Source organism: Polaromonas sp. P2_G11 (assembly GCF_056403595.1).
Genome location: NZ_JBFUFE010000004.1, coordinates 528143 through 550812, shown reverse-complemented (window position 1 = coordinate 550812; position 22670 = coordinate 528143). Strand labels below are relative to the sequence as shown.

Here is a 22670-nt window from a genome sequence, read left to right as displayed (position 1 = left end):
CTGTTGATGGCGGCGGGACTTGTGGACGAAAACACCGCTTGGCGCGGCATTGCGCCACAATGCCCGAAATTTGGGCAAACACCTTAGCGGCCTCCCGGGAAGGGCGCCTCAGCTCGCGGCAGCCCGCTGCAGCCGGTCGCGCACACCGTCCCACCCGGCATCGGCCGGCGGGTTTTCAATCCAGATCAGCTTGACGCCTTTGGTATCAAAGTCGCGCAACACGGCAAACAGTTGCTGTGCGGTGGCCAGTGCATCGTCAGGCATGCGGCGGTACAACACCTTGTCGGACTTGATGCGCACGATGCTGCGCGCGAAGACGGCGATGTGGGCCGCGTCGGCGCCCAGCAAATCGAGTGCGGTTTGTATGGGGCCGGCGTCCATCAGGCGCACCTTGGCGTCGGGCGCGTAGTGCGCTTCCAGCGTGCCGGAAGCACGTGGCGCATCGCCTGCGCCCAGGGCTTGCTGCTCAAATTCGTCCTTGCCCAGTACGGCTTCGCCGCATGCTGCTTCCAGTTGTGCGCGCGTGAGGATGCCCGGGCGCAGCAGCACGGGGCGCCCGCGCGTGCAGTCGACGATGCTGGACTCGATGCCGACATCACAGGGCCCGCCATCGAGCACCAGCAGGCTGTCGCCAAACTCTTGCTGCACGTGCTGCGCGGTGGTGGGGCTGACGCGGCCGAAACGGTTGGCGCTGGGGCCGGCCACGCCGGTGTCGCAAGCCTTCAGAAAAGCCAGCGCGACAGGGTGTGAGGGGCAGCGCAGGCCGATGGAATCCTGGCCGCCGGCCGCGGCCGCCGCCACGCCTTCCTTGCGCGGCAGGATCACGGTGAGCGGCCCGGGCCAGAAGGCTTTCATCAGGCGCGCGGCAAACGGCGGCACGCTGCTGGCGTAAGCGTCTACGTGTGCCGCATCGGCCACGTGCACGATGAGCGGATGGTCGGACGGTCGGCCCTTGGCTTCAAAAATTCCGGCGACGGCTTGATCGCTGGAAGCGTCGGCGCCCAGGCCGTACACCGTCTCCGTCGGGAAGCCCACCAGCCCGCCGGCCCGGATGCGGCGTGCGGCTTCAAGAATGGCCTCAGGGTCCGTACCGGGAAGAATCATCAGAGGGCGTCCAGGCCGGGCAGGCCCAGGATGGATGCAACCTGGCGTGCCGTGGCCTTGACTGAAGCGACGTCGGGGCCTGTGATGTTGAGATGGCCCATCTTGCGGCCGGTGCGGGCTTCGGTTTTGCCGTAGAGATGCAGGTGCGTGCCGGGCAGTGCCAGCACGGCCTGCCAGTCGGGCGTGCGCATCTTTCCGTGAGCGTCAAACCACACATCTCCCAGCAGGTTGAGCATGATGGCCGGTGAATGCTGGCGCGGCTGCGGCAGCGGCAGGCCGGCCATGGCATGCACCTGCAGGTCGAACTGCGACACGTCACAGGCGTCCATCGTGTAGTGGCCGCTGTTGTGCGGGCGTGGCGCCATTTCATTGACGATGAGCGCGCCATCGGCGCTGCCGTCGTCCACCAGGAAGAACTCGACGCAGAGCACGCCGACATAGTCAATGTGTTTTGCTATGGTTTTGGTAGCTGCTTGCGCACGACCAGCAAGCGCTGCAGGCATATTTCCTTCATAAGCTTGCGTCACCGCGAGGATGCCGTCGACATGCACATTCAGCTGGGGCGCAAAACTCACGACGCTGCCGTCCCAGCCGCGCGCCACGATGACCGAGCACTCGGCCTTGAGCGGCAGCATTTTTTCGAGCACACAGGGCACCTGCTTCAGGCCAGCCCAGGCGGTGGCCAGTTCGTCCGCATTCTTGACGCGGACCTGGCCCTTGCCGTCGTAGCCCATGCGCGCGGTCTTGAGGATGCCGGGCAGCAAGCCGGCCGGCACGGCCTTCAGCTGCCCGGCTGTTTCAATCACGGCGTAGGGTGCGCAGGTAACGCCGGCCAGCACGCCGGATTCAGCAGCGCTGGCGGTGAAGTGGGATTTTTCCTCGATGCGGTTTTGCGCGATGGCCACGGCGGCAGCGCCGGGTGCCACGGGCCGGCTGGCGGCCAGCGCCTGCAGCGCGCCGGCGGGCACGTTTTCAAATTCGGTGGTGACGGCGGCGCACAGTGCGGCCAGTTGGGTCAGCCCTTTTTCATCGCTGTAGCCGGCCTGGATGTGGTGATGGCTCACCAGGCCCGCGGGGCTTTGCGGATCGGGGTCCAGCACCGCCGTGAAATAACCCAGGCGCTGCGCGGCATGCACAAACATGCGGCCCAGCTGGCCGCCGCCCATCACGCCGAGGGTAGCGGGCTGGCCGGAGGCCGAGGCCGTGCCGGGAAAAATAGGCAACTCCGGCAGGCTGGAGGCGGCCCGGGAAGAGGTGGAGGCGGTCATGCTGGCGGCAGCGTCATGGCGTGCGCGGCAGCGGTTTGCTCTGCACGGAAAGCCTGCAATTGGGCGGCCAGCGCCGGGTTGTGCAGGGCCAGCATGGCCACCGCGAACAGGGCTGCATTGGCTGCGCCGGCGTTGCCGATGGCAAAGGTGGCGACCGGAATGCCCTTGGGCATCTGCACGATGCTGTGCAGCGAGTCCACGCCCTGCAAATGCTTGCTGGCCACGGGAACGCCCAGCACCGGCACAGTGGTTTTGGCGGCCAGCATGCCGGGCAGGTGCGCTGCGCCGCCAGCGCCGGCAATGATGGCCTGCAAGCCGCGACCGCCGGCACCTTCGGCATAGGCAAACAGCTCGTCGGGCATGCGGTGGGCCGACACCACCCGGGCTTCGTGCGCAATGCCGAATTGCGTCAGGATCTGCACGGCGTGCTGCATGGTCTCCCAGTCGCTGCTGGAGCCCATCACCACACCCACCAGGGGTTTTGCCGAATTGTTGCTTGTTGTCATGCGGGGACCTTCAAGGCCGGGGTTGCAGGTTCTAACCCCATGATTTTAAGGGCAGGCCACCGCAAGGGCCGGGCCGTGCGTGCTACGCTCTTGCCTCTCAGGCGTCCAGCTGCGCCGACCCGGTTGAAAACCGGCCCCGATACCCCAACTTTGCCAGACCATGATCGACGTCACCATTGCCAACTTTGAAGCGGAAGTCGTTGCCGCATCCATGACCACGCCTGTGCTGATCGACTTCTGGGCGCCCTGGTGCGGCCCCTGCAAGTCGCTCGGGCCCATCCTTGAAAAAGTGGAAGTGGAATATGCCGGGCGCTTCAAGCTGGTCAAGATCGACTCCGACCAGGAGCAGCAACTGGGTGCCGCTTTCGGCATCCGGAGCATCCCCACCTGCATCCTGATGATGAACGGCCAGCCGGTGGACGGTTTTGCCGGCGCCCTGCCCGAAGGCAAGGTCAAGGAATTTCTCGACAAGCATTTGCCGCCGGCTGAAGAGCAGCCCGAAGAGCAGGAACTCGCGCTCGAAGAAGAAAGCACCGACCCCACTGCCGTGCTGGAAAAACTCCAGCATGCCGTCGCCGCCAACCCGGCCGACGACAACGCCCGCTTTGACTATGTGAAGCTGCTGCTGCAGCTGGGCCGCGAAGACGACGCCAAGGTGGCGTTTGCGCCGGTGATCGCCCAGACCACGGTGGTGCGGCGTTTTGACTCGCTCAAGCGCTGGATGGATGCTATGGATTTTGTAGCTGTCGGCGCTTATGGAGTGGGCGCCGCAGCCGGTTTTGATGCAAAGATTACGGCCAACAAACGCGACTTCGAAGCACGTTTTGACAAAGCCCGCTGGCTCATGGCACAGCAGCGCTGGACCGAGGCGCTGGACGAGTTGCTGGAAATCCTGATGCGCGACAAGGCCTGGAGCGAAGACCTGGCCCGCAAGACCTACATCGCCGTGCTCGACGTCATGGAAGCGCCCAAGCCCAAGGTGGCTGATGGGCAAATCCCGCCGGAAGATGCGACCGTGGCGACGTACCGTCGGCGCCTCAGCAGCGTCGTCTTGAGCTAGGGCTTATTGGCCAAACAGCCAGCGCGTCAAGGCAAAAGCAAACCCGAACAGCGCGGCATAGCCTGCCACCTCAACGCTGAATTCACGGCGCGATTCGCGCCACGCACGAGCCCTTTCGACCAGCAGCCCCGCCAGCAAAGGGGCAAGCAGCAGATTGAGAATTTGCAGCCAGTGCAGGCGAATCGCCAGATGAGGCACCACCAGCACGGTGAGGAGGCCGGCGCCAACACCTGTAGCCACAGACCAGGCAGCTTCCTGCACGGGAGTGAGCTCATGGTCGCGTCCGTGCAGCTTGTACCAGGCCGCCTTGAAAACACCGCCAAAAAACTCACCGAAGAGCTGCAAAAACAGTTCACCGAAAAATTCGAACAGCAACTCGAGCAGGAACTCCATGGAGAGCGCCGGCGACTGCTGCCGTGCCTCAGGCCGTCAGGCGGGCCAAGGCTTCCTGGTACTTGGCAGCGGTCTTGGCAACCACATCGGCCGGCAGGTGCGGCGCAGGCGGGGTTTTGTCCCAGGGCTTGCCGTTGATGCGTACGCTTTCAAGCCAGTCGCGCACAAACTGCTTGTCGTAGCTGGGCGGGTTCTGGCCAGCCGCGTAGGCCGCTTCATAGCCTTCAATCGGCCAGTAGCGTGACGAATCCGGTGTCAGTACCTCGTCCATCAGCGTAAGCACGCCATTCTCATCAAGGCCGAATTCGAATTTGGTGTCGGCAATGATGATGCCCTTGGTCAAGGCGAAGGCGGCGGCGGTGCTATAGATCTCGATGCTGATCTTTTTAATCTGCGCGGCGAGTTCGGGGCCCACAACCTTGACGACCTGCTCGTAACTGATGTTTTCGTCGTGCTCGCCGGCTTCGGCTTTGGCGGCCGGTGTGAAGATGGGCTCGGGCAGTTTTCCGGCGTTCTTCAGGCCCGCGGGTAGCGGTACGCCGCAGACGGCCTGGCTCTCCTGGTATTCCTTCCAGCCGCTGCCGGCCAGGTAGCCGCGCACCACGGCTTCGACCGGGATGGGCTTGAGGCGCTTGACCAGCATGGAGCGGTTCACGACCTGCGGCACCTCGGCCGGCGTGACCACGCTTTCGGGCGTCTCGCCTGTCAAGTGGTTGGGGCAGATGTGGCCGAGCTTGCCAAACCAGAACAGCGCCATCTGCGTGAGCAGCGCGCCCTTGCCGGGAATCGGCTCACCCAGGATGACATCGAATGCACTCAGCCGGTCGCTGGCCACCATCAGCAGCCTGTCTTTACCCACGGCGTAGTTATCGCGCACCTTGCCACGCGCGAGCAGGGGCAGGGAGGTCAGGGCGGAAGTATGGAGAGCAGGAACTGTCATCAATGGATCCATGTCAATTGAACCGGTGGCTCAGGAACGGCTTGGAGAATTGTGAGCCGTACTTGATGGAAGAAACGCTGGCAAGTGCCGGGTGCGAGAGCACGATGTCCGAGGGCGCCGCAGACCATTCGCCGGCGCGCTTGAATTCGGTCCAGTAGCTCAGGCTCGAAGGCGAGGAAGAAGCCGGCTCGATCCAGTATTTGCTGAGCTGCGCATTGCCATTGCTGAATTTGTAGATCACGCTGGCCGTGCCGGTGCGCGCGATGGCGGCTGCAATTTGCAGGTACCAGCCTTCGGAAACATCAGGCGGAACACCTGAAGGATTGATGGTCTTGTAGAAGGCTTCACCGGCCAGGATAGGGTGCTTACCCTCCGACTGTGCGATGCAGACGGCAGTGGATCCCGTCACGACAAGGTAGCCGGCATCGCGCTCATGGCCGTGGATCACTGTGGTTCCCCGCGGCAACGGAAGCTTCCAGTTACCCAGCACCGCCGTAGTGCTGCGCTCGGTCCAGGACGGCATGCAACGTTTCGCGGTGGCCCCAAAATTCTCGCGCGTCAGGGTCACGGTTTCGAACTGCCCGGACAACTGCATCTGGGCGTACGGCACGAAACCTGTTTTTTCGACGATCGGCCGCTGTGGCGCCGCACACGATGTGAGCAGCATGACAAACGGCACCAAAGCAGCCGCCCTAAGCGACACGAAGGAAAGTGGGAACACAGGCGCCCTCAAGTAAATGCCGCTTTTGCAGCCGGCCAACGCCGGCACTCGTTACGGATGCCTGTCGCGATAGCGTTGAAGTTTAATGCACGACCTGGGCGAGCTCGCCCTTGGCGTACTTGGCGGCCACGACCTGCAGGGCGTCACCCTTGATCTTGGCGCCCTGGCCTTCACAGCCGAATTCGATGTAGCGCTGCTTGCACAGGGCCTTGGCGGCTTCGCGGGCGGGCTTGAGCCACTCGCGGGCGTCGAATTTCTCGGGGTTTTCAGCCAGGAACTTGCGCACCGCGCCGGTCATGGCCAGGCGGATGTCGGTGTCGATGTTGATCTTGCGCACGCCGTGCTTGATGGCTTCCTGGATTTCCTCGACGGGCACGCCGTAGGTTTCCTTCATCTGGCCGCCGTACTGGCGAATGACAGTCAGCATTTCCTGCGGCACCGAGGACGAGCCGTGCATCACCAGGTGGGTGCTCGGGATGCGCTTGTGGATTTCCTTGATGCGGTCGATCGCCAGGATGTCGCCGGTGGGCTTGCGGGTGAATTTATAGGCGCCGTGGCTGGTGCCGATGGCAATCGCCAGCGCGTCAATTTGCGTGCGCTTGACGAAGTCGGCGGCCTGCTCGGGGTCGGTCAACAGCTGCTCGCGCGTCATGGTGGCGTCGGTGCCGTGGCCGTCTTCCTTGTCGCCCTTCATGGTCTCCAGCGAACCCAGGCAGCCGAGCTCACCTTCGACGGTAACTCCGTATTTGTGGGCCAGCTGCGAGACCTTCTTGGTCACCTCGACGTTGTATTCATAGCTGGCGATGGTCTTGCCGTCGGCTTCGAGCGAGCCGTCCATCATCACGGACGAAAAACCAAGGTCGATGGCGCCCTGGCAAACGGCAGGATTCTGGCCGTGGTCCTGGTGCATGACCAGCGGGATGTTGGGATACATCTCGATAGCCGCCTCGATCAGGTGTTTGATGAAGGGTTCACCGGCGTACTTGCGGGCGCCTGCGCTGGCCTGCAGGATGACGGGCGCGCCGGTCTCTTTGGCCGCTTCCATCACGGCTTGCACCTGCTCAAGGTTGTTGACGTTAAAAGCCGGAATGCCGTAGCCGTTGACTGCCGCATGGTCCAGCAGCTCGCGCATAGAAACGAGTGCCATGTGTGATATCCCCAGAAGTTAGAAAAACACTGCCAAAAGGCGGGTTCCTCGCGAGGGCCGTGCGGCGTAAAAGCCGCCTGGAAACGCCCGTAACCACGAAGTAACCGAAGCCTTGATTCTAACGTTTACCCGAATAGGGTGGGATAACCGAACTTGTGTCTGAATGCATGCCGTAACTGCTTGTAAGCGTTGCCCACCCCCGTCCAGGCTCACTGCGTGTAGCCTGTTCCCCCCTCAAGGGGGCGGCGCCTTGGGCCGGCGAAGCCGGACCCTTGGCCCCTGCTGGTGGAATACCCCGCTGGTTGCGCTCAAAGAACTCTTCAAGCCAGCATGAGCCGCGGGACTGGCTTTGCCAGACCGCAGGCGGGCGGCCCCCTCGGGGGGCAGGGAGCTACACGAAGTGAGCGACCGTGGGGGCCATATCTTTAAGCTACCCTGCAGATCTTCAGCATATTGGTGCCGCCCGGTGCGCCCATGGGTTCGCCGCAGGTGATGGCATAAATGTCACCGCTTTCGACGATGCCGCGTTTTTTCAGGTGGGCCTCGGCATCGCCGAGCGCGGTGTCGCGCTCGACACTCTGGTCCATCAGCAGCGGCCTGACATTGCGGTACAGCGCCATCTTGCGCTGGGTCGCCAGTTTGGGCGTCAGCGCGTAGATGGGGATATGGATACGGTGGCGGCTCATCCACAGCGCCGTAGAGCCCGAGTCGGTCAGCGCCACAATGGCTTTGCAACCCAGGTGGTGGGCCGTGAACAAGGCGCCCATGGCGATGGACTGGTCAATGCGGTCAAAGGTCATGCCGGTAAAGTCGGCGTCCAGTTTCACGTCCTCGGCTTTTTCGGCTTCGGCGCAGATGTTGGCCATCTCGACAATGGTCTCCAGCGGATAACGGCCGGCGGCGGTCTCGGCCGATGTCATGACGGCATCGGTGCCGTCGAGCACCGCGTTGGCCACGTCGCTGACCTCAGCGCGCGTGGGCACCGGGTTGGTGATCATGGACTCCATCATGTGGGTCGCGGTGATGACCACCTTGTCCAGCTCACGGGCCATGCGGATCATGCGTTTTTGCAGCGCCGGCACGGCCGCATTGCCGACCTCGATGGCCAGGTCGCCACGCGCGACCATGATGCCGTCGCTGGCCCTGCAGATGGCTTCCAGGTTCGGGATCGCTTCGGCACGCTCGATCTTGGCGATCAAGCCCGGCTTGTGGCGGTGCTCAGCACCGGCCACATTGCACAGCTGGCGCGCCATTTCCATGTCGCTGGCGTTCTGCGGAAAGCTCACCGCGACATAGTCGGCCTGGAAACTCATTGCGGTGCGAATGTCTTCCATGTCTTTGGCCGTCAGCGCCGGCGCCGTCAGACCGCCGCCCTGCTTATTGATGCCCTTGTTGTTGGACAACACGCCGCCGATTTTGACCGTCGCATGGACCTGCTCGCCCAAGACCCTGTCGACCGTCATGACGATCAGGCCGTCGTTGAGCAGCAGTGTGTCACCGGCCTTGACGTCGCGCGGCAGTTCCTTGTAGTCCAGGCCTACGCCGTTGATGTCACCAAGCTCGGTGCGGGACGCGTCGAGCACAAACTTCATGCCTTGCTCAAGCTGCACCTTGCCCTCGGCAAATTTGCCGACACGGATTTTCGGGCCCTGCAGGTCGGCCATGATGGCGACCTCGCGCCCGGCGCGGGTGGCGGCCTCTCGCACCAGCCTGGCACGATCGATGTGGTCTTGCGCCGTGCCGTGGCTGAAATTCAGCCGCACGCAGTTGACGCCAGCGCGAATCATCTGCTCCAGCAAGGCCGGATCGCTGGAGGCGGGGCCAAGGGTGGCAACGATTTTGGTGCCGCGGCGCTGCATCTTCATGTCTGTCTCCTGTAATTTAGTTTCTTATTTTTACACGAATGAGTTACGTGGCGGTTACCAAGCCATCGCCGCATCCGGGGTATTGGTCAGAAGCCGGAGGGGTGGCCCGCTGCATGCAACGTGTCGCGCCTTGAACCTGCAAACCGCGGTTTGCCGCATTTTGCAGGTAGCGCCTCAATGGCCCGCGCGCTTTTGCAGGATTTCAAAGGCCGGAAGCGTCTTGCCTTCCAGCACTTCCAGAAAAGCGCCGCCGCCGGTCGAGATGTAGTCGACCTGCTTTTCAATGCCGTATTTGGCAATGGCGGCCAGCGTGTCCCCGCCTCCGGCGATAGAGAACCCGCTGCTGTCCGCAACGGCGCGCGCAATGCCTTCGGTGCCTTTAGCGAACGCGTCAAACTCAAACACGCCGACCGGGCCGTTCCATACGATGGTGCCGGCCGCCTTGAGCTGCGCCGCAAGTCTCGCGGTGGTTTGCGGGCCGATATCAAGAATCAGGTCGTCATCGGCGACGTCAGTGGCCGCCTTGACGGTGGCCGGCGCGTCAGCGGCAAAGGTTTTGGCGGTGACAACGTCCGTCGGAATCGGCACCTCGGCGCCACGCGCCTTCATGGCGTCAATCACGGCTTTGGCTTCGGCCAGCAGGTCGGCTTCGGCCAGGCTTTTGCCGATTTTCAAACCGGCGGCCAGCATGAAGGTGTTGGCAATACCGCCGCCCACGATGAGCTGGTCAACATTGGCGGCGAGTGATTTGAGGATGGTGAGCTTGGTCGAGACCTTGCTGCCGGCCACGATGGCCACCAGCGGCCTGCGCGGGCTGGAAAGGGCTTTGGAGATGGCGTCCATCTCGGCGGCCAGCAGTGGGCCGGCGCTTGCCACGGGCGCGTACTGCGCAATGCCATAGGTGGAGGCTTCAGCGCGGTGCGCCGTGCCGAACGCATCGTGCACAAAAATATCGCAGAGCGCAGCCATCTTGCGCGCCAGCTCTTCGCTGTTTTTCTTCTCGCCCTTGTTGAGCCGGCAGTTCTCCAGCATCACCAGCTGGCCGGGTTTGACATCCACACCGTCCACCCAGCCGGAGGCCAGGGGAATGTCGCGCTTCATCAACTCGCCCATTCGTTTGGCCACAGGCGCCAGCGAATCGGCCGGCTTGAACTCACCCTCCACTGGCCGCCCGAGATGAGATGTCACCATGACCGCCGCGCCTGCGTCCAGGGCCATCTGGATGCAGGGAATCGAGGCGCGGATGCGCGTGTCTTCCGTGATGTTGCCGCTGTCATCCTGCGGCACGTTGAGGTCGGCACGGATGAACACGCGCTTGCCGGCAACTTTGCCGCTGGCGCACAGGTCGGAGAAACGGATGAAGTTCATAAATCGCTCGCACAATAAAAAAGGCTTTGGGCCACAGCGCCCAAAGCCCTAAATTGTAGGTGCCTGTATGTGCCTGGGCCCGTCAGACAAAGCCGGGAAAGCGTAAATTTAGGCATCAAATCGGCCTCCAGCCCACGCAGAACGAGCGCAAGCAGCTACTGATTTGATAGCAGTCGACACCAAACACGATGCGAAGCGAGTAACACCAAGGCCAGCAGGGGCCGCGGAACCGGCTTTGCCGGGCCGCAGGCGCCGTCCCCTGCAAGGGGAAAAGGGCTACACGCAGTGAGCCCGATAGGGGTGTGCTAATTTTTACCGTGGGGGCTCACCATCCAAACCCCATATGCAGCGGCAAATACACCGCCATGCCGGCCAGGATGGTGCCCAGCACGCCGTGACGCCAGTAATACCAGGCGGTGCCGGCGACTACCGCAAACAGCCGCGCGTCTTTCCAGGTTGCGATGAAATGGCCCTGCGTCATCACCATTTCCGGCACGATCACTGCGGCCAGCGCAGCAATGGGCGCGTAGTGCAGGCCGCGCTGCGCCCAGCCTGGCAGCGTCCAGGGCTTGCTGGAGAGAAAAAAGAAGGAGCGCGTGAGGACGGTCATCAGCGTCATGCCGATGATGGTCACCACCGTCCAGAGATCGGTCTGGTTCATGCTGCGTCTCCGGTTCCGGGAGTGGATACCGCAGGCTTGGCCGGCGCTGATTTTTCCAGCGCCAGGCAGACGATGACGGCTACGGCAATGCCCACCAGGATATTGAGCTTGAGCGGCAAGGCGAAGGTGGCGACAGCGGCGGCACCCGCGATGGCTGCAGACACCGCTCGCAGGCGGGTGGTGGCCAGCGACCACATGATGCCCAGCAGCGCCAGGATGCCGGCAAAGCCCAAGCCCCAGGACAGCGGAATGGAATTGGCCAGCGCAATGCCCACCAGCGTGGCACCCACCCAGCTGACCCAGCTCATGCCGCAGCTGCCGACCCAGTAGGCGTCCTGGGCTTCAATGCCGGCAGCATCGGCGGCCGGGTGCGGGAAGCGTTTGGTAAAAAGCACATAGTTCAGGTCGGCCATGCCGTAGCCAAAAGCCATGCGGCGCCACAGGCTCTGGTGCATCACATAGGGGCGCAGGTGAGCGCTGAAGACCATGAAGCGCAGGTTGACGCAAAACGAGGTAGCCAGAATCACCCACATGGGTGCGCCCGCCACGATGAGAGGCAAGGCTGCCAGTTGGGAACTGCCGGCAAAAACCAGCACCGCCATCAGCAGCACCTCGATAAGACTCATGCCCGACTTCACCATTGCCACGCCCGTCATCAGGCCCCAGGCGGCGATGCCAGGTGCAACGCTAGCGAGCTCACTCACCCCGAGCCGGAAGTCCGGATGCTTGAAGAATGTCTTCACAAAAACCCCGCCCTTTTCTGTTCCGTCATTTTTTTCACCCCTGTTTGGCGATATCCGGTTGAATGAAGACCATGCCGGGACGGATCTCAAACCCCCGCAAAAACTCGGACGCATCCAGCGCCTTGCCGCCGGCTTTTTGAAGGCGGCTCACACGTAGAACGCCGTCGGCGGCACAAATGTCCACACCTTGTGGCCCTGCGGCAAGGACTTCACCGGCCTGGGCATCCCCCGGCCGACGCGCATTCGCCAGAACTTCGGCACGCCAGAACTTGAGGGTTTGCCCGTCTACAACACCGGCCGCGCCGGGAAACGGGTTGAACGCCCGGATCCGCCGCTCGAGTACGGAAGCGCCTTGCGACCAGTCCAGTAATGCCTCATGTTTTTCAATTTTGTGTGCGTAAGTGATGCCGTCCGCGGGCTGAGAGACCGCGTGCAGGCCTCCGCACGCAGCGATCTCGAGGGCCTCCACGATGAGCCGCCCGCCCAGATTGGCCAGCTTGTCGTGCAGCGAAGCCGTGGTGTCGCCGGGTGCGATGCGCAGCTTTTCCGTCAGGAGCATGTCGCCCGTGTCCAGCCCGGCATCCATTTGCATGATGGTGACGCCGGTTTCCGGATCACCGGCTTCGATGGCCCGGTGAATCGGCGCGGCACCGCGCCATCTCGGCAACAGCGACGCGTGGATATTGAGGCAGCCCAACCGCGGTACATCCAGAACCCACTGCGGAAGAATGAGTCCATAGGCCGCCACCACCATGACGTCCGCGCGCGCTGCGGTGATGGCTTCGTGCGCCGCGGCTGCATCGTCAGGGAATTTGCCGTCCAGCCGCAAGCTTCTGGGTTGGGCGATGGGTGTGTGTGAGGTTTCGGCCCATTGCTTGACAGGCGAAGCCTGCAGTTTCATGCCGCGGCCTGCGGGGCGGTCAGGCTGGCTCAGTACGAGGGGAATCTCAAAACCGGCCGCATGCAGTTTTTCAAGGGCCACACGGGCGAACTCAGGGGTACCGGCAAAAATGACACGCATGGAGTCCGATTCTAAAGACTCCTAGGGAAATCCCGTGGTTCCGGCACGCGGTACAACGGCCGACGTCCGTACGTACGGACAGGTTAACGGGGCGAGTCGCGCTCCTCGTCCTTTTTCTGCTTGATCATCTTGGTTTTGATGCGGTTGCGTTTAAGCGGGGACAGGTACTCCACAAACACCTTGCCCATCAGATGGTCCATTTCATGCTGGATGCAAACCGCCAGCATGCCTTCGGCTGCGTGCACCTGCAGCTTCCCGTCTAGATCCAGCGCCTGTACCTTGATGGCGGTAGAGCGTTCCACGCCGTCATAAATACCAGGCACCGACAGGCAGCCTTCGTCGCCCACGCGTGTTTCTTCGCTGGCCCAGACAATCTCGGGATTGATCAGCACCAGGGGCTGTGTCCGGTCTTCGCTGACATCAATCACGACCAGGCGCTCATGCACATCCACCTGGGTTGCCGCCAGGCCGATGCCCGCCGCTTCGTGCATGGTTTCGAGCATGTCGTCGACCAGCTTGCGCAGGCGCGCATCAACGGCCGCCACAGGCTTGGCAACGGTGTGGAGGCGGGGGTCGGGGTAACGAAGAATGGTTAACTGGCTCATGGAGGAAGGCTGGGCAATGGGTGAGATGTCGCTATTTTCGCCACTTTTCCCGGTTTTTCAGCATCCCGATATTCCCAGAATCGCGTAATCGTTGCTTAATCAAGGGCTTAGGTACAAAATCGTTAGTAATTTATCAAGATATAGAAGCGGCTTTTTCTGCCCGGTTCAGCCCGGATAGTGTCTGCCAGCCTCATAAAAGCACCGAGGGCCTACAGAGATGCAAACAATTTTTGGTCGTTTCAGTCAAATTTCAATGGCAACCGCAGCCCTTTTGGGCACTACTGTCGGCTTGCATGCCCAGAATTTTCCCATTACCCCGGCACAGAAGGCCACGGCCACCCAAGTGGCTCAAACCGGGGTTCCCCTCAGTGAACTGGCGCCCAATGCGCCTGACAACTACACCGTCAAGCGGGGCGACACGCTCTGGGCCATTTCCGGCATGTTCCTCAAGAGCCCATGGCGCTGGCCCGAACTGTGGGGCATGAACCTAGACGACATCAAGAATCCTCACCGCATCTACCCGGGACAGCAGCTCTACCTCGACAAGACCGGCGGCCGCGCCGTCTTGCGCACACGGCAGGCCTCCAGCGACGGCCCGCCGACAGACACCGTACGCGTTTCTCCGCGCACCCGCTTTGAAACCCTGGCAGACGCCTCCATTCCCACGATCGCGCCCAACCTGATCGAGCCCTTCCTGAATGAGGCCTTGATCGTCGACGAGGCCATGCTTTCCAATGCGCCCCGCATTGTGGCGGCCCAGGAAGGCCGCGTTCTGCTTAGCCGCGGAGATCGCGCCTATGCGCGCAGCCAATACGGCACCGGCAGCACCACCGGCAAACCCCTGAGCATTGAAAAAGGCGAACCGGTCAATTACCGGGTGTTTCGCAACGCAACGCCGCTGAAAGATCCGACGACCCAGGCGATTCTGGGCTACGAGGCGCAATACGTCGGCAAGGCGGAAATAGCACGCGGCGAATCGGTTGCGGAAATAGCCGGTAAAGACGGCAAGCCGCAATCCGAAATCGTGCCGGCGACGATCGACATCGTTGCTACCAAAGAAGAGATGCGGGTGGGGGACCGGCTGTTGGTTGAACCGCCACGCGAGTTGCTGAATTACATACCGCACGCGCCTTCTTCTGCCGTTGCCGGACAGATTGTGTCTATCTATGGAAGTGCCGTGACCAATGCTGCGGAGAACCAGGTCGTGGTCATCAATCGTGGCGCCAGGGATGGTCTGGAACGTGGCCATATCATGGCCATTCTCAAGGACGGCGCAAGATTGCAAGACAAGACCGACAGCAGCCGCCAGCAGATTAAACTGCCCAACGAGCGAAATGGCTTGTTGATGGTATTTCGCACTTTTGATGCCGTTTCCTATGCCCTCGTCCTGCAGATTACCGATGGCGTGAAGGTGGGGGATCGCTTCGTCAATCCCAATTAAACCGGCGGACAAGCAACGCACGAACTTGGGCAATCCGGGTCCATCGACATTCGAGACAAATACTCGAACTCGTTGACCCTGTCATTCTTTCAGCCCTGGCTATCACGTGGAAAAACATGAGCTCCAGGCCTGGTTGCGCCTGACCCTCTCAACGGGCATAGGAAATGAGAATTCCCGCAAGCTGCTAGCCGCTTTTGGATCCGTGCAGGCGATTTTTGACCAGAGTTCAGCCGCTCTGGAACAGTTGGGTTCGGAGAAATTGGCGCGCGCGCTCAGGGCAGAGCCTCCAAATCTGGCAGCCCAGCTGCAAATGACGCTGGACTGGTTGCAGGCCGGCGAGCACCGGCGGGTGGTCGCGATTGGAGATGCGGCCTACCCTGCGGCCTTGCTCGACATCGCCGATCCCCCGCTGATGCTCTACATGCTCGGCAAGCGTGCATCCCAGCCTCAGGCGTTATCGCCATCCCACGTGGCCCATATAGCCATCGTAGGCAGCCGCAACCCGACGCCGCAGGGCGAAGCTAATGCGCGCCAATTCGCCAAGGCCCTGGCCGGTGCCAAACTCTGCGTTGTGTCAGGCTTGGCCTTGGGTATCGACGGTGCGGCGCACGACGGCGCCATGCAAGCCGGCGGAGATACCATTGCCGTGGTGGGTACCGGACTAGACCGCGTCTATCCCAAAAAACATCTCGAGCTGGCGCACCGTATTGCCCAGCAAGGCATGATCATCAGCGAATTCCCGCTCGGCACGCCACCGCTGACCGCGAACTTCCCGAGACGCAACCGCATCATTTCCGGCCTGTCGCTGGGCACTCTTGTCATCGAGGCAGCGCTGCAGTCCGGCTCACTGATCACCGCGCGGCTGGCGGCCGAACAGGGCAAAGAAGTGTTTGCCATACCCGGCTCCATCCATTCGCCCCAGTCACGCGGCTGCCACGCACTGATCAAGCAGGGGGCCAAGCTGGTGGAAACTGCGCAGGACGTATTGGAGGAATTAAGTCTCCCTGCGCGGGGTGTGGCGCCGGCTGCAGCGGCATATACGCCAACAGAGAAAGAAACCGGTCTCCTGGTCGAGTCCCCCTCATCTACCGCCCTGATCGCCGCACTGGGATTCGACGTGGTGAGCCTGGACACACTACAGGCGCGAACCGGGATCGAAACAGCCATGCTGCAGGCGCAGCTACTTGAGCTGGAACTCGACGGACAGGTGTTCAGGCTTCCCGGCGGCCTGTTCCAGCGACGCGCTGACGCATAAACACCGCACTCTTTTCACCGGCTTGACAATGCTGCCGCCAACTGCGTTATATTGGACGCATGTTCGAAGTACTCGTGTACGTCTACGAAAATTACTGGCAAGGTGACGCTTGCCCCGAACTTCAGCGGCTCGGCCGCAAACTGACAGCGGCGGGTTTTGAGGCGGAAGAAATCCAGGCGGCCCTCGTCTGGCTCGACGGCTTGAATATCGCCGCCCAAGGCACGCAAATCAGTCTGCCGGCCAGTGCCCCGTCAGAGCTCACCGAGCCCGGTGCGCATCCGGTCATTCAGCCCCAATCCCCCGACAGCCTTCGCGTTTATTCGGTTGCCGAGCAAACACAACTCGGCGCACAGAGCCTGGGATTTGTGAGCTTCCTTGAGTCGTCCGGCGTATTGCCTCCGCACATGCGCGAGATTGTGATTGACCGTGCCATGGCGGCACCGGGCGACCCCGTCACGCTCGATGACCTGAAAATCATCGTATTGATGGTCTATTGGAGCTTCGGCGAAGAACCCGATGCGCTGGTTCTGGACGAATTGTGCGACGACGCGGAAGGTCGCCTTGCTCACTGAATAGCACTGCGGCACAAAAACGACATTTTTGAACCGGTTGCCCGGGCACGCCGGACAACGAGGCCCTTAGCCGAGCAACCGCTCGGGATTTGCATCCAGCTTGGCAAGCGCGTCGCGCGTGGCACGTACCGTGAGCGCCTCCTCTTCCGTAGGCACCAGCAAACCCGACTGCAGGTAGGCCGCGAGCCGACGAGCCTGGATCAGGAAGTTCCGGCCATCGGCAGAAGCAAACAGGTGCAACTGCTTGCGATCACTGCACCAGGCAAACTGCACATGACTGATCTTGCCGTTGTGGTCCAGGCTGAACCATGTACCTACCTGGAGCTCCCGGGCCCATGCGCGCATGGCTTCCGTGGGCTGGCTGCCGCCATCGGCGATCACTTCAATGTCGGTAGCATCGATCCCGATCATGGTGACCAGGCTGTCAGTATCCAGCGGCAGGTCTCCGACGTCCTCGTCGGAAAGATAGTCTTCCAGGTTCATCAGCCGTTTGGCCATGATCTCCACCCGCTCCTGGGAAATGGTGTCGGTTTTGGACATGAATGCATCGGCCAGCGTATCGCTGATGGTCTTCAGGTGCCCGTCCTGGTCAGACACACCCAAGCCCAGCATGGACATGCCCAGGCGCAGCAGCTGCAGCAATTTCGGCAGGTCTGCAATCACGCGGGCGCGATCATTGCGGTTCGGTTTGGCGCTCGCGGCCCACACCAGATCAGCGGCAGCCCGCTTGAGCGTGATGGTTTCCTCGTGCTGCGGCCCGTTCTTCATCGCGGCGATTGCCAATACCTCGGCCCATACCTTGAAGAGGAATTCGCGGATCTCGTCTCGAACCGGCATGTCATTGAGCATGTTCCGCATCTCAATGGTGTACTGGATCGTCATGGTCTCTTTTTGTTCGACCTGTTGCGCGACGCTCACAACACGGGCGGCGCTGCCATGCTCGGAAAGGAATTTGGATAAAAACTTTTCGAACTCGTCGTAAACCAGCTGAAACACCCGACGCCCTGTTTCGGGATACTGCTCTATCACTTGCACAATGCGCTTGACTTCAGATTCCATGGCGCCGCCGGCCACCGTGACGTCAAAGCCCAATACGCAGGAACCCATGCGGTCGATCAACCGGCGTGCAGGATGCTGCAGCGACTCAAAGAACTCTGGCTCGGAAATCGCCACACGCAATACCGGCATCTGCAAACGGGCAAACCAGACCCGGATCACAGGCGGAATGCGGTCTTCGGCAAGAATGCTCTGGAACATCAGGGCCACGATTTCAATCGTCGCCTTCTCGGATGAGGTGGACGCCGCCTGCTTGAGGGTATTGGTTCGTTCCCGCAAGGCAGTTGCAGCATTGTCGACATGCACCTGGCCATAGATCTGCCCTTGCGCATCTGCGAGCAAGGTACGCTCTGCACCGGTTTCTTCCTGCTTCTGCACGCTCACCATGGCCTGCGCGAGCTGAGGCGACGCCTGTGTGGGGTGGGTATCGTCGAAGCCTGCGACCTGGTTCGACAGCAAACGCTTGAGGTGCCCCATCACACCCTGGGCCCTCATGCGTGCCCTGGCGAGCGGCGTCGTCGCCGTTTGCATGCGGGTTTCATCGTAGACTGCGCCGCCTTGCCTGGATACGCCTGGCTGCGACCCTGCTCCTTCGGACGCCGTACCTGGAGAAGCTGCACCCTGACGGCCGCCAAAGGCTGAAGATCGCCCGCCACCCACACCCTGAACCCGGCTATCAGGCCCATCGCCCTGGCCTCCGCCAAAACCACGTGCGCCACCGCCTTCAGACCCGCCGGTCCTGGAGCCGGTTTCGCTGCCGAATTTGCCGCGTTCCTTCTCAGAAGTGGAGGCTTTCCTGGCAGACGCTCCGGCATCCGCAGCGGAGGGAGTGCGTTTGACCAGCGGCCGTAAGTCGATTTCCGCCATCACCCCCTGCTGCACCAAAAACTCGTTGGTGGCATGGTAAGTCTCCAGCAGGTGTGTGCCCATGTCCTTCTGGATGACATCCTGGACAACGAGCCAGACATCCCGTGGCAGCGATGCAAGACTCCATTGCTCAACCATGTGCTGGGCAAGCACCTCGGGGCGAAGAATGTCCTGCTTGTGCAATTCCGTGACGGCCTCCAGGTTTTGGATGCGCAACCGGAGGTCGTTCAACTCCCAGCTTGCGAAGTCCAGCAACCGAAGCGCGAGCCGCGAAGCAAGGATTTTGTCCTCCATCACGTCGTTACCCATCAATTCAAATTTGCCGCTGTCGGCAAACCTCGAGGGCGAGTTTGGCGCAGGAATCGTCTGGGCAGTGGTCCATGCGGCGGTTGTGCCACGGACCCAGGTGGCACCACTTTTCTGGAAAGCCATCCAGGCATCACGCCGGTCCTGCATTTCCCGGACACTGCCGGGCTGATCAACTGCGGCAGTGAGCCTGTCTTGAATGGTTTTCGCCAGTGCAGGCAGTACGCGTACAGCACGCTCCGCAAACAGCGCACGTGCCTGCTCGACCAGAACCCTGCTATTTTTGTTACTTGGAGCCACAGCCGCCCTAGGATGATTAAGTCATAGCTTACACCGTGGCTCCGGCGTTGGGGTCATTGGGATCCTCGTCTTTTTTGGCCGGCCCTTTCATCAGGTCTTCACGCCGAATGCCTAGCCACATGGCGATTGCAGCGGCAACAAACACCGACGAATAGATCCCGAACAGAATGCCGATGGTCAGCGCCAGGGCAAAGTAAAACAGGGTCGGCCCGCCAAAGAGAAGCATGGACAGCACCATGATCTGGGTGGAACCGTGGGTAATGATGGTACGGCTGATGGTGGACGTGATCGCGTTGTCGATGATCTCGGTGGTATTCATCTTGCGATAGCGTCGAAAATTCTCGCGGATCCGGTCAAAGATCACCACCGACTCATTGACCGAGTAGCCCAGCACCGCCAGCACAGCAGCAAGCACAGCCAGTGAAAACTCCCATTGGAAGAAAGCGAAGAATCCCAAAATGATCACGACGTCGTGCAAATTGGCGATGATGGCCGCCACGGCATATTTCCATTCAAAGCGGAAAGCCAGATAGACCATGATGCCGAAAACCACCATGGCGAGCGCCTTCAGCCCGTCGTGGGCGAGTTCCTCGCCCACCTGCGGGCCGACGAATTCGGTGCGCCGCAGCGTCACATCCGGGCTGGCAGCCTTCAGGGCCGCAAGCACCTTGTCGCTTTGCTGCGCAGTGCTTACGCCCTTTTGTGCCGGCAGGCGGATCATCACGTCGCGTGAGGTGCCGAAATTCTGGACCTGCACATCGGCGAAGCCCAACCCCGCCACCGTATCGCGGATTTTTCCGACATCGGCAGCCTGGGTGTAATTCACCTCCATCAAGGTGCCGCCGGTGAATTCGACGGACAGGTGCAAGCCGCGCGAGAACAGGAAAAATACTGCCAAAGCGAACGTGGCAAAGCTGATGGCATTGAAGATCAGGGCGTGCCGCATAAACGGAATGTCACGCCGGATTTTGAAAAATTCCATCTGGAGTCCTTGGGAAATTCAGGAAAAAAGGGCCGGGCGTGGGCTTACTTCGCCACCGCACCCGAAGTGGTGGGCCGCCACACTGTGCCAATGGAAACCGTCTTGAGCTTCTTCTGGCGGCCATACCAGAGGTTGACCAGGCCGCGCGAGAAAAACACCGCTGAGAACATGCTGGTCAGGATACCGATGCAATGCACAACGGCAAAGCCGCGGACCGGGCCGGACCCAAAAGCCAGCAACGCAAGACCTACGATCAATGTCGAGGTGTTGGAGTCCAGAATGGTTGCCCAGGCCCGCTCATAACCTGCATGAATCGCCGCTTGCGCGGAGGCACCGTTTCGCAATTCTTCCCGCACACGCTCATTGATCAGCACATTGGAATCGATGGCCATACCCAGCGCGAGCGCCATCGCCGCCATGCCAGGCAAGGTCAGGGTAGCCTGCAGCATGGACAGCACCGCGACCAGCAACAGCAGGTTGACGGCAAGCGCCAGGCCGGAAAACAGGCCAAAAAGCATGTAATAGATCGCCATAAACGCCACGATCACGACGAAGCCCCACGACACACTGTGAAAGCCCTTGGCAATGTTGTCGGCGCCCAGCGTCGGGCCAATGGTGCGCTCTTCAATGACCTCCATGGGAGCGGCAAGCGAGCCTGCGCGCAGCAACAGGGCGAGATCGTTGGCGGCATTGATATTCATGGCGCCCGAGATGCTGAATCGTGTACCCAGTTCACCGCGAATGGTTGCCACCGAAATAGCCTGCCCTTTGCCCTTTTCGAACAGCAGGATGGCCATCGGCTTGTCCATGTTCTCGCGGCTTGTTTCGCGCATCACCCTCCCACCCTTGGCATCCAGCGTCAGGGATACATTGGGTTCCTGCTTTTGCGAATCGAAGCCGGCCTGGGCGTCCGTCAGGCTCTCACCGGTAACAAGGACCTGCTTCTTCACAATCACCGGATTGCCGCTGATATCGGGGAATTTTTCCGACCCAAAGGGCACCATGCCCCCCCCGGTCATGGCAGCACGGGCTTCAGCGCTGTCTTCCACCAGACGCATTTCCAGGGTGGCGGTACGGCCAATAATGCGCCGGACCCGGGCAGGATCCTGAATACCTGGTAGTTGCACAACAATGCGGTCTATACCCTGCTGCTGTATTACCGGCTCTGCGACGCCCAGTTCGTTGACCCGGTTGTGAAGGGTCACCATGTTCTGTTTGAGAGCCTGGTCCTGAATGCGGCGCGCCGCCTCAGGCTTGATCGTAGCCGTAAGCTTGTATTCCGTGCCTTCGGGGACCTCAGCAGTCTGGAGGTCGGGAAACTGGTCTTGAATCAGGGCTTTGGCCGATGCCAGTGTGGCAGAGTCACGCACCTTGATGTCAATGGTCTGTCCATTACGAGCGATGCCGCCGTGCCGGATATTTTTCTCACGCAGCGACGTCCGTAGGTCGCCAACCAGGGACTCGGCGCGCTTGGTTAGCGCGGCCTGCATGTCCACCTGCAGCATCAAATGCACGCCGCCTCGTAAGTCAAGCCCGAGGTACATTGGGAAAGCATGAAGCCGGGCTAGCCAGGGAGGTGAAAGCGATAGCAAATTGAGCGCAACGACATACGGAGGATCTTCGGAATCCGGCGCCAGTACTTTCTGGATCGCGTCCCTGGCCTTGAGTTGCGTATCGGTATCGCCAAACCGCGCCCTGACAGAAGTTTCGTCCAGGGCGACGGCATCCGCCGCAATACCGGCTTCCTTCAGTATTTGCTCCACTTTCGCCATCGTCGTACTGTCGATCTTGACGGTGGACTTGGCGCTGGAGACCTGGACCGCAGGCGCTTCGCCGAAAAAGTTGGGCAGCGTGTACAGGGCTGCGACGATGAACGCAATCACAATGATGGCGTACTTCCAGGCCGGATAACGATTCATGAGAGGGCTGTTCCTGGTGGACGGATGAACAAAGTCAGGCCTGCCGGCCGTTGCGGCCGGCGAAAGCCTTATTTGGCTGGATTGATAGCGCCTTTGGGCAGCACCTGGATGATCGCGCTGCGCTGCAGCTGGACTTCGACGCCTGGCGCCAGTTCGAGGGTCAGGTACACATCGCCCAGCTTGGTCACCTTGCCCAGCAGGCCGCCTGCGGTGGCGACTTCATCGCCCTTGGCCAGCGCCTCAATCATGGCGCGATGCTCTTTCTGCTTTTTCATCTGCGGGCGGATCATGACGAAGTACAGGACCACGAACATCAGCACCAGAGGCAGCATGCCCGTCAGCGAGGACATCATGTCACCGCCGGCAGCGGCAGCGGGAGCGGTTTGGGCAAAGGCGGAAGAAATGAACACGGCTAACTCCACAACGATTTAAAAGACACACTGGCGCGCGCCATCCGGCACGGACAGCGCACAGAGTTCACGATTGTATGCGGCGGGGCATCCGCAGAAGGGGGTAACTGGCGCGCACCAGGGGCTTTTCAAGCCGGGGTTGCGCGCAAAGGGCTGCTGC

Annotated in this window: 21 protein-coding genes; 4 read left to right on the top strand and 17 right to left on the bottom strand. The window is 61.4% G+C overall.

The genetic code is table 11. The features are described 5' to 3' along the window. Positions 1-108: 108 nt before the first annotated feature. The 3 genes from AC1DWQ_RS16665 to purE are packed head-to-tail and all read right to left on the bottom strand — an operon-like array spanning position 109 to position 2878. Complete coding sequence (locus AC1DWQ_RS16665; RefSeq protein WP_477670638.1) at positions 109-1104, bottom strand: L-threonylcarbamoyladenylate synthase; 996 nt, start codon at positions 1102-1104, stop codon at positions 109-111. Continuing rightward, positions 1104-2372, bottom strand: a complete 1269-nt coding sequence (locus tag AC1DWQ_RS16660) for a 5-(carboxyamino)imidazole ribonucleotide synthase (RefSeq protein WP_477670637.1) — start codon at positions 2370-2372, stop codon at positions 1104-1106. Before AC1DWQ_RS16660 ends, AC1DWQ_RS16665 begins: the two co-directional genes overlap by 1 nt. Beyond that, entirely contained in the window at positions 2369-2878 is a 510-nt protein-coding gene (purE, locus tag AC1DWQ_RS16655; RefSeq protein WP_457282402.1) for a 5-(carboxyamino)imidazole ribonucleotide mutase, read from the bottom strand. The genes AC1DWQ_RS16660 and purE overlap by 4 nt, the downstream gene beginning before the upstream one ends. A 160-nt stretch (positions 2879-3038) precedes the next feature. Here purE and trxA point away from each other — a divergent pair, with 160 nt between their 5' ends. Continuing rightward, complete coding sequence (gene trxA, locus AC1DWQ_RS16650) at positions 3039-3938, top strand: thioredoxin (RefSeq protein WP_477670636.1); 900 nt, start codon at positions 3039-3041, stop codon at positions 3936-3938. A gap of 3 nt (positions 3939-3941) precedes the next feature. Here the strand turns inward: trxA and AC1DWQ_RS16645 are convergent, their stop codons facing one another. The 10 genes from AC1DWQ_RS16645 to def form a co-directional block, all read right to left on the bottom strand. Further along, the gene (locus AC1DWQ_RS16645; RefSeq protein ID WP_457282404.1) at positions 3942-4331 is read right to left on the bottom strand and encodes a hypothetical protein; all 390 of its coding nucleotides are present in this window, start codon (positions 4329-4331) and stop codon (positions 3942-3944) included. Between the two features lie 28 nt (positions 4332-4359). Beyond that, positions 4360-5271 (bottom strand): phosphoribosylaminoimidazolesuccinocarboxamide synthase, encoded by a 912-nt coding sequence (locus AC1DWQ_RS16640; RefSeq protein WP_477670635.1) that lies wholly within the window; start codon positions 5269-5271, stop codon positions 4360-4362. A 13-nt stretch (positions 5272-5284) separates the two neighbouring features. Continuing rightward, positions 5285-5938 (bottom strand): hypothetical protein, encoded by a 654-nt coding sequence (locus AC1DWQ_RS16635; RefSeq protein ID WP_477670634.1) that lies wholly within the window; start codon positions 5936-5938, stop codon positions 5285-5287. Between the two features lie 136 nt (positions 5939-6074). Next, positions 6075-7139: a class II fructose-bisphosphate aldolase gene (gene fba / locus AC1DWQ_RS16630; RefSeq protein WP_477670633.1), complete on the bottom strand. Its 1065-nt coding sequence runs from the start codon at positions 7137-7139 to the stop codon at positions 6075-6077. A gap of 425 nt (positions 7140-7564) precedes the next feature. After that, entirely contained in the window at positions 7565-8998 is a 1434-nt protein-coding gene (pyk, locus tag AC1DWQ_RS16625; protein ID WP_477670751.1) for a pyruvate kinase, read from the bottom strand. 180 nt (positions 8999-9178) lie between these two features. Continuing rightward, on the bottom strand, positions 9179-10372 hold the full coding sequence (locus AC1DWQ_RS16620) for a phosphoglycerate kinase (protein ID WP_477666947.1): 1194 nt from the start codon (positions 10370-10372) through the stop codon (positions 9179-9181). Positions 10373-10697: 325 nt separating this feature from the next. Then, positions 10698-11033, bottom strand: a complete 336-nt coding sequence (locus tag AC1DWQ_RS16615) for an AzlD domain-containing protein (RefSeq protein WP_477670632.1) — start codon at positions 11031-11033, stop codon at positions 10698-10700. Then, complete coding sequence (locus AC1DWQ_RS16610; protein ID WP_477670631.1) at positions 11030-11776, bottom strand: AzlC family ABC transporter permease; 747 nt, start codon at positions 11774-11776, stop codon at positions 11030-11032. The genes AC1DWQ_RS16615 and AC1DWQ_RS16610 overlap by 4 nt, the downstream gene beginning before the upstream one ends. 34 nt (positions 11777-11810) lie before the next feature. Next, on the bottom strand, positions 11811-12797 hold the full coding sequence (fmt, locus tag AC1DWQ_RS16605; protein ID WP_477670630.1) for a methionyl-tRNA formyltransferase: 987 nt from the start codon (positions 12795-12797) through the stop codon (positions 11811-11813). Between the two features lie 83 nt (positions 12798-12880). Further along, positions 12881-13402, bottom strand: a complete 522-nt coding sequence (gene def / locus AC1DWQ_RS16600) for a peptide deformylase (RefSeq protein WP_477666950.1) — start codon at positions 13400-13402, stop codon at positions 12881-12883. A gap of 217 nt (positions 13403-13619) precedes the next feature. Between def and AC1DWQ_RS16595 the strand changes: the two genes are divergently transcribed. From AC1DWQ_RS16595 to AC1DWQ_RS16585, 3 genes are all read left to right on the top strand, one after another. Further along, positions 13620-14843, top strand: a complete 1224-nt coding sequence (locus tag AC1DWQ_RS16595; protein WP_477670629.1) for a LysM peptidoglycan-binding domain-containing protein — start codon at positions 13620-13622, stop codon at positions 14841-14843. Between the two features lie 106 nt (positions 14844-14949). Further along, complete coding sequence (gene dprA / locus AC1DWQ_RS16590) at positions 14950-16098, top strand: DNA-processing protein DprA (RefSeq protein WP_477670628.1); 1149 nt, start codon at positions 14950-14952, stop codon at positions 16096-16098. A 59-nt stretch (positions 16099-16157) separates the two neighbouring features. After that, positions 16158-16670 (top strand): Smg family protein, encoded by a 513-nt coding sequence (locus AC1DWQ_RS16585; RefSeq protein ID WP_457282413.1) that lies wholly within the window; start codon positions 16158-16160, stop codon positions 16668-16670. Between the two features lie 66 nt (positions 16671-16736). Here the strand turns inward: AC1DWQ_RS16585 and AC1DWQ_RS16580 are convergent, their stop codons facing one another. The 4 genes from AC1DWQ_RS16580 to yajC all read right to left on the bottom strand — a co-directional run bounded on the left by AC1DWQ_RS16580 (position 16737) and on the right by yajC (position 22510). Next, positions 16737-19199, bottom strand: coding sequence for a DUF1631 family protein (locus AC1DWQ_RS16580; RefSeq protein WP_477670627.1), 2463 nt, complete (start codon positions 19197-19199; stop codon positions 16737-16739). A gap of 28 nt (positions 19200-19227) precedes the next feature. Next, positions 19228-20181: a protein translocase subunit SecF gene (secF, locus tag AC1DWQ_RS16575; RefSeq protein WP_477670626.1), complete on the bottom strand. Its 954-nt coding sequence runs from the start codon at positions 20179-20181 to the stop codon at positions 19228-19230. 44 nt (positions 20182-20225) lie between these two features. After that, entirely contained in the window at positions 20226-22100 is a 1875-nt protein-coding gene (gene secD / locus AC1DWQ_RS16570) for a protein translocase subunit SecD (protein WP_477670625.1), read from the bottom strand. A 68-nt stretch (positions 22101-22168) separates the two neighbouring features. Beyond that, complete coding sequence (yajC, locus tag AC1DWQ_RS16565; protein WP_477656808.1) at positions 22169-22510, bottom strand: preprotein translocase subunit YajC; 342 nt, start codon at positions 22508-22510, stop codon at positions 22169-22171. Positions 22511-22670: the final 160 nt, after the last annotated feature.

Bases quoted from the DNA above. Each gene is read 5' to 3' on its own strand.
- AC1DWQ_RS16665 (WP_477670638.1), bottom strand. From the start codon at position 1,104: ATGATTCTTCCCGGTACGGACCCTGAGGCCATTCTTGAAGCCGCACGC.
- AC1DWQ_RS16660 (WP_477670637.1), bottom strand. From the start codon at position 2,372: ATGACCGCCTCCACCTCTTCCCGGGCCGCCTCCAGCCTGCCGGAGTTG.
- purE (WP_457282402.1), bottom strand. From the start codon at position 2,878: ATGACAACAAGCAACAATTCGGCAAAACCCCTGGTGGGTGTGGTGATG.
- trxA (WP_477670636.1), top strand. From the start codon at position 3,039: ATGATCGACGTCACCATTGCCAACTTTGAAGCGGAAGTCGTTGCCGCA.
- AC1DWQ_RS16645 (WP_457282404.1), bottom strand. From the start codon at position 4,331: ATGGAGTTCCTGCTCGAGTTGCTGTTCGAATTTTTCGGTGAACTGTTT.
- AC1DWQ_RS16640 (WP_477670635.1), bottom strand. From the start codon at position 5,271: ATGACAGTTCCTGCTCTCCATACTTCCGCCCTGACCTCCCTGCCCCTG.
- AC1DWQ_RS16635 (WP_477670634.1), bottom strand. From the start codon at position 5,938: ATGCTGCTCACATCGTGTGCGGCGCCACAGCGGCCGATCGTCGAAAAA.
- fba (WP_477670633.1), bottom strand. From the start codon at position 7,139: ATGGCACTCGTTTCTATGCGCGAGCTGCTGGACCATGCGGCAGTCAAC.
- pyk (WP_477670751.1), bottom strand. From the start codon at position 8,998: ATGCAGCGCCGCGGCACCAAAATCGTTGCCACCCTTGGCCCCGCCTCC.
- AC1DWQ_RS16620 (WP_477666947.1), bottom strand. From the start codon at position 10,372: ATGAACTTCATCCGTTTCTCCGACCTGTGCGCCAGCGGCAAAGTTGCC.
- AC1DWQ_RS16615 (WP_477670632.1), bottom strand. From the start codon at position 11,033: ATGAACCAGACCGATCTCTGGACGGTGGTGACCATCATCGGCATGACG.
- fmt (WP_477670630.1), bottom strand. From the start codon at position 12,797: ATGCGTGTCATTTTTGCCGGTACCCCTGAGTTCGCCCGTGTGGCCCTT.
- def (WP_477666950.1), bottom strand. From the start codon at position 13,402: ATGAGCCAGTTAACCATTCTTCGTTACCCCGACCCCCGCCTCCACACC.
- AC1DWQ_RS16595 (WP_477670629.1), top strand. From the start codon at position 13,620: ATGCAAACAATTTTTGGTCGTTTCAGTCAAATTTCAATGGCAACCGCA.
- AC1DWQ_RS16585 (WP_457282413.1), top strand. From the start codon at position 16,158: ATGTTCGAAGTACTCGTGTACGTCTACGAAAATTACTGGCAAGGTGAC.
- secF (WP_477670626.1), bottom strand. From the start codon at position 20,181: ATGGAATTTTTCAAAATCCGGCGTGACATTCCGTTTATGCGGCACGCC.
- secD (WP_477670625.1), bottom strand. From the start codon at position 22,100: ATGAATCGTTATCCGGCCTGGAAGTACGCCATCATTGTGATTGCGTTC.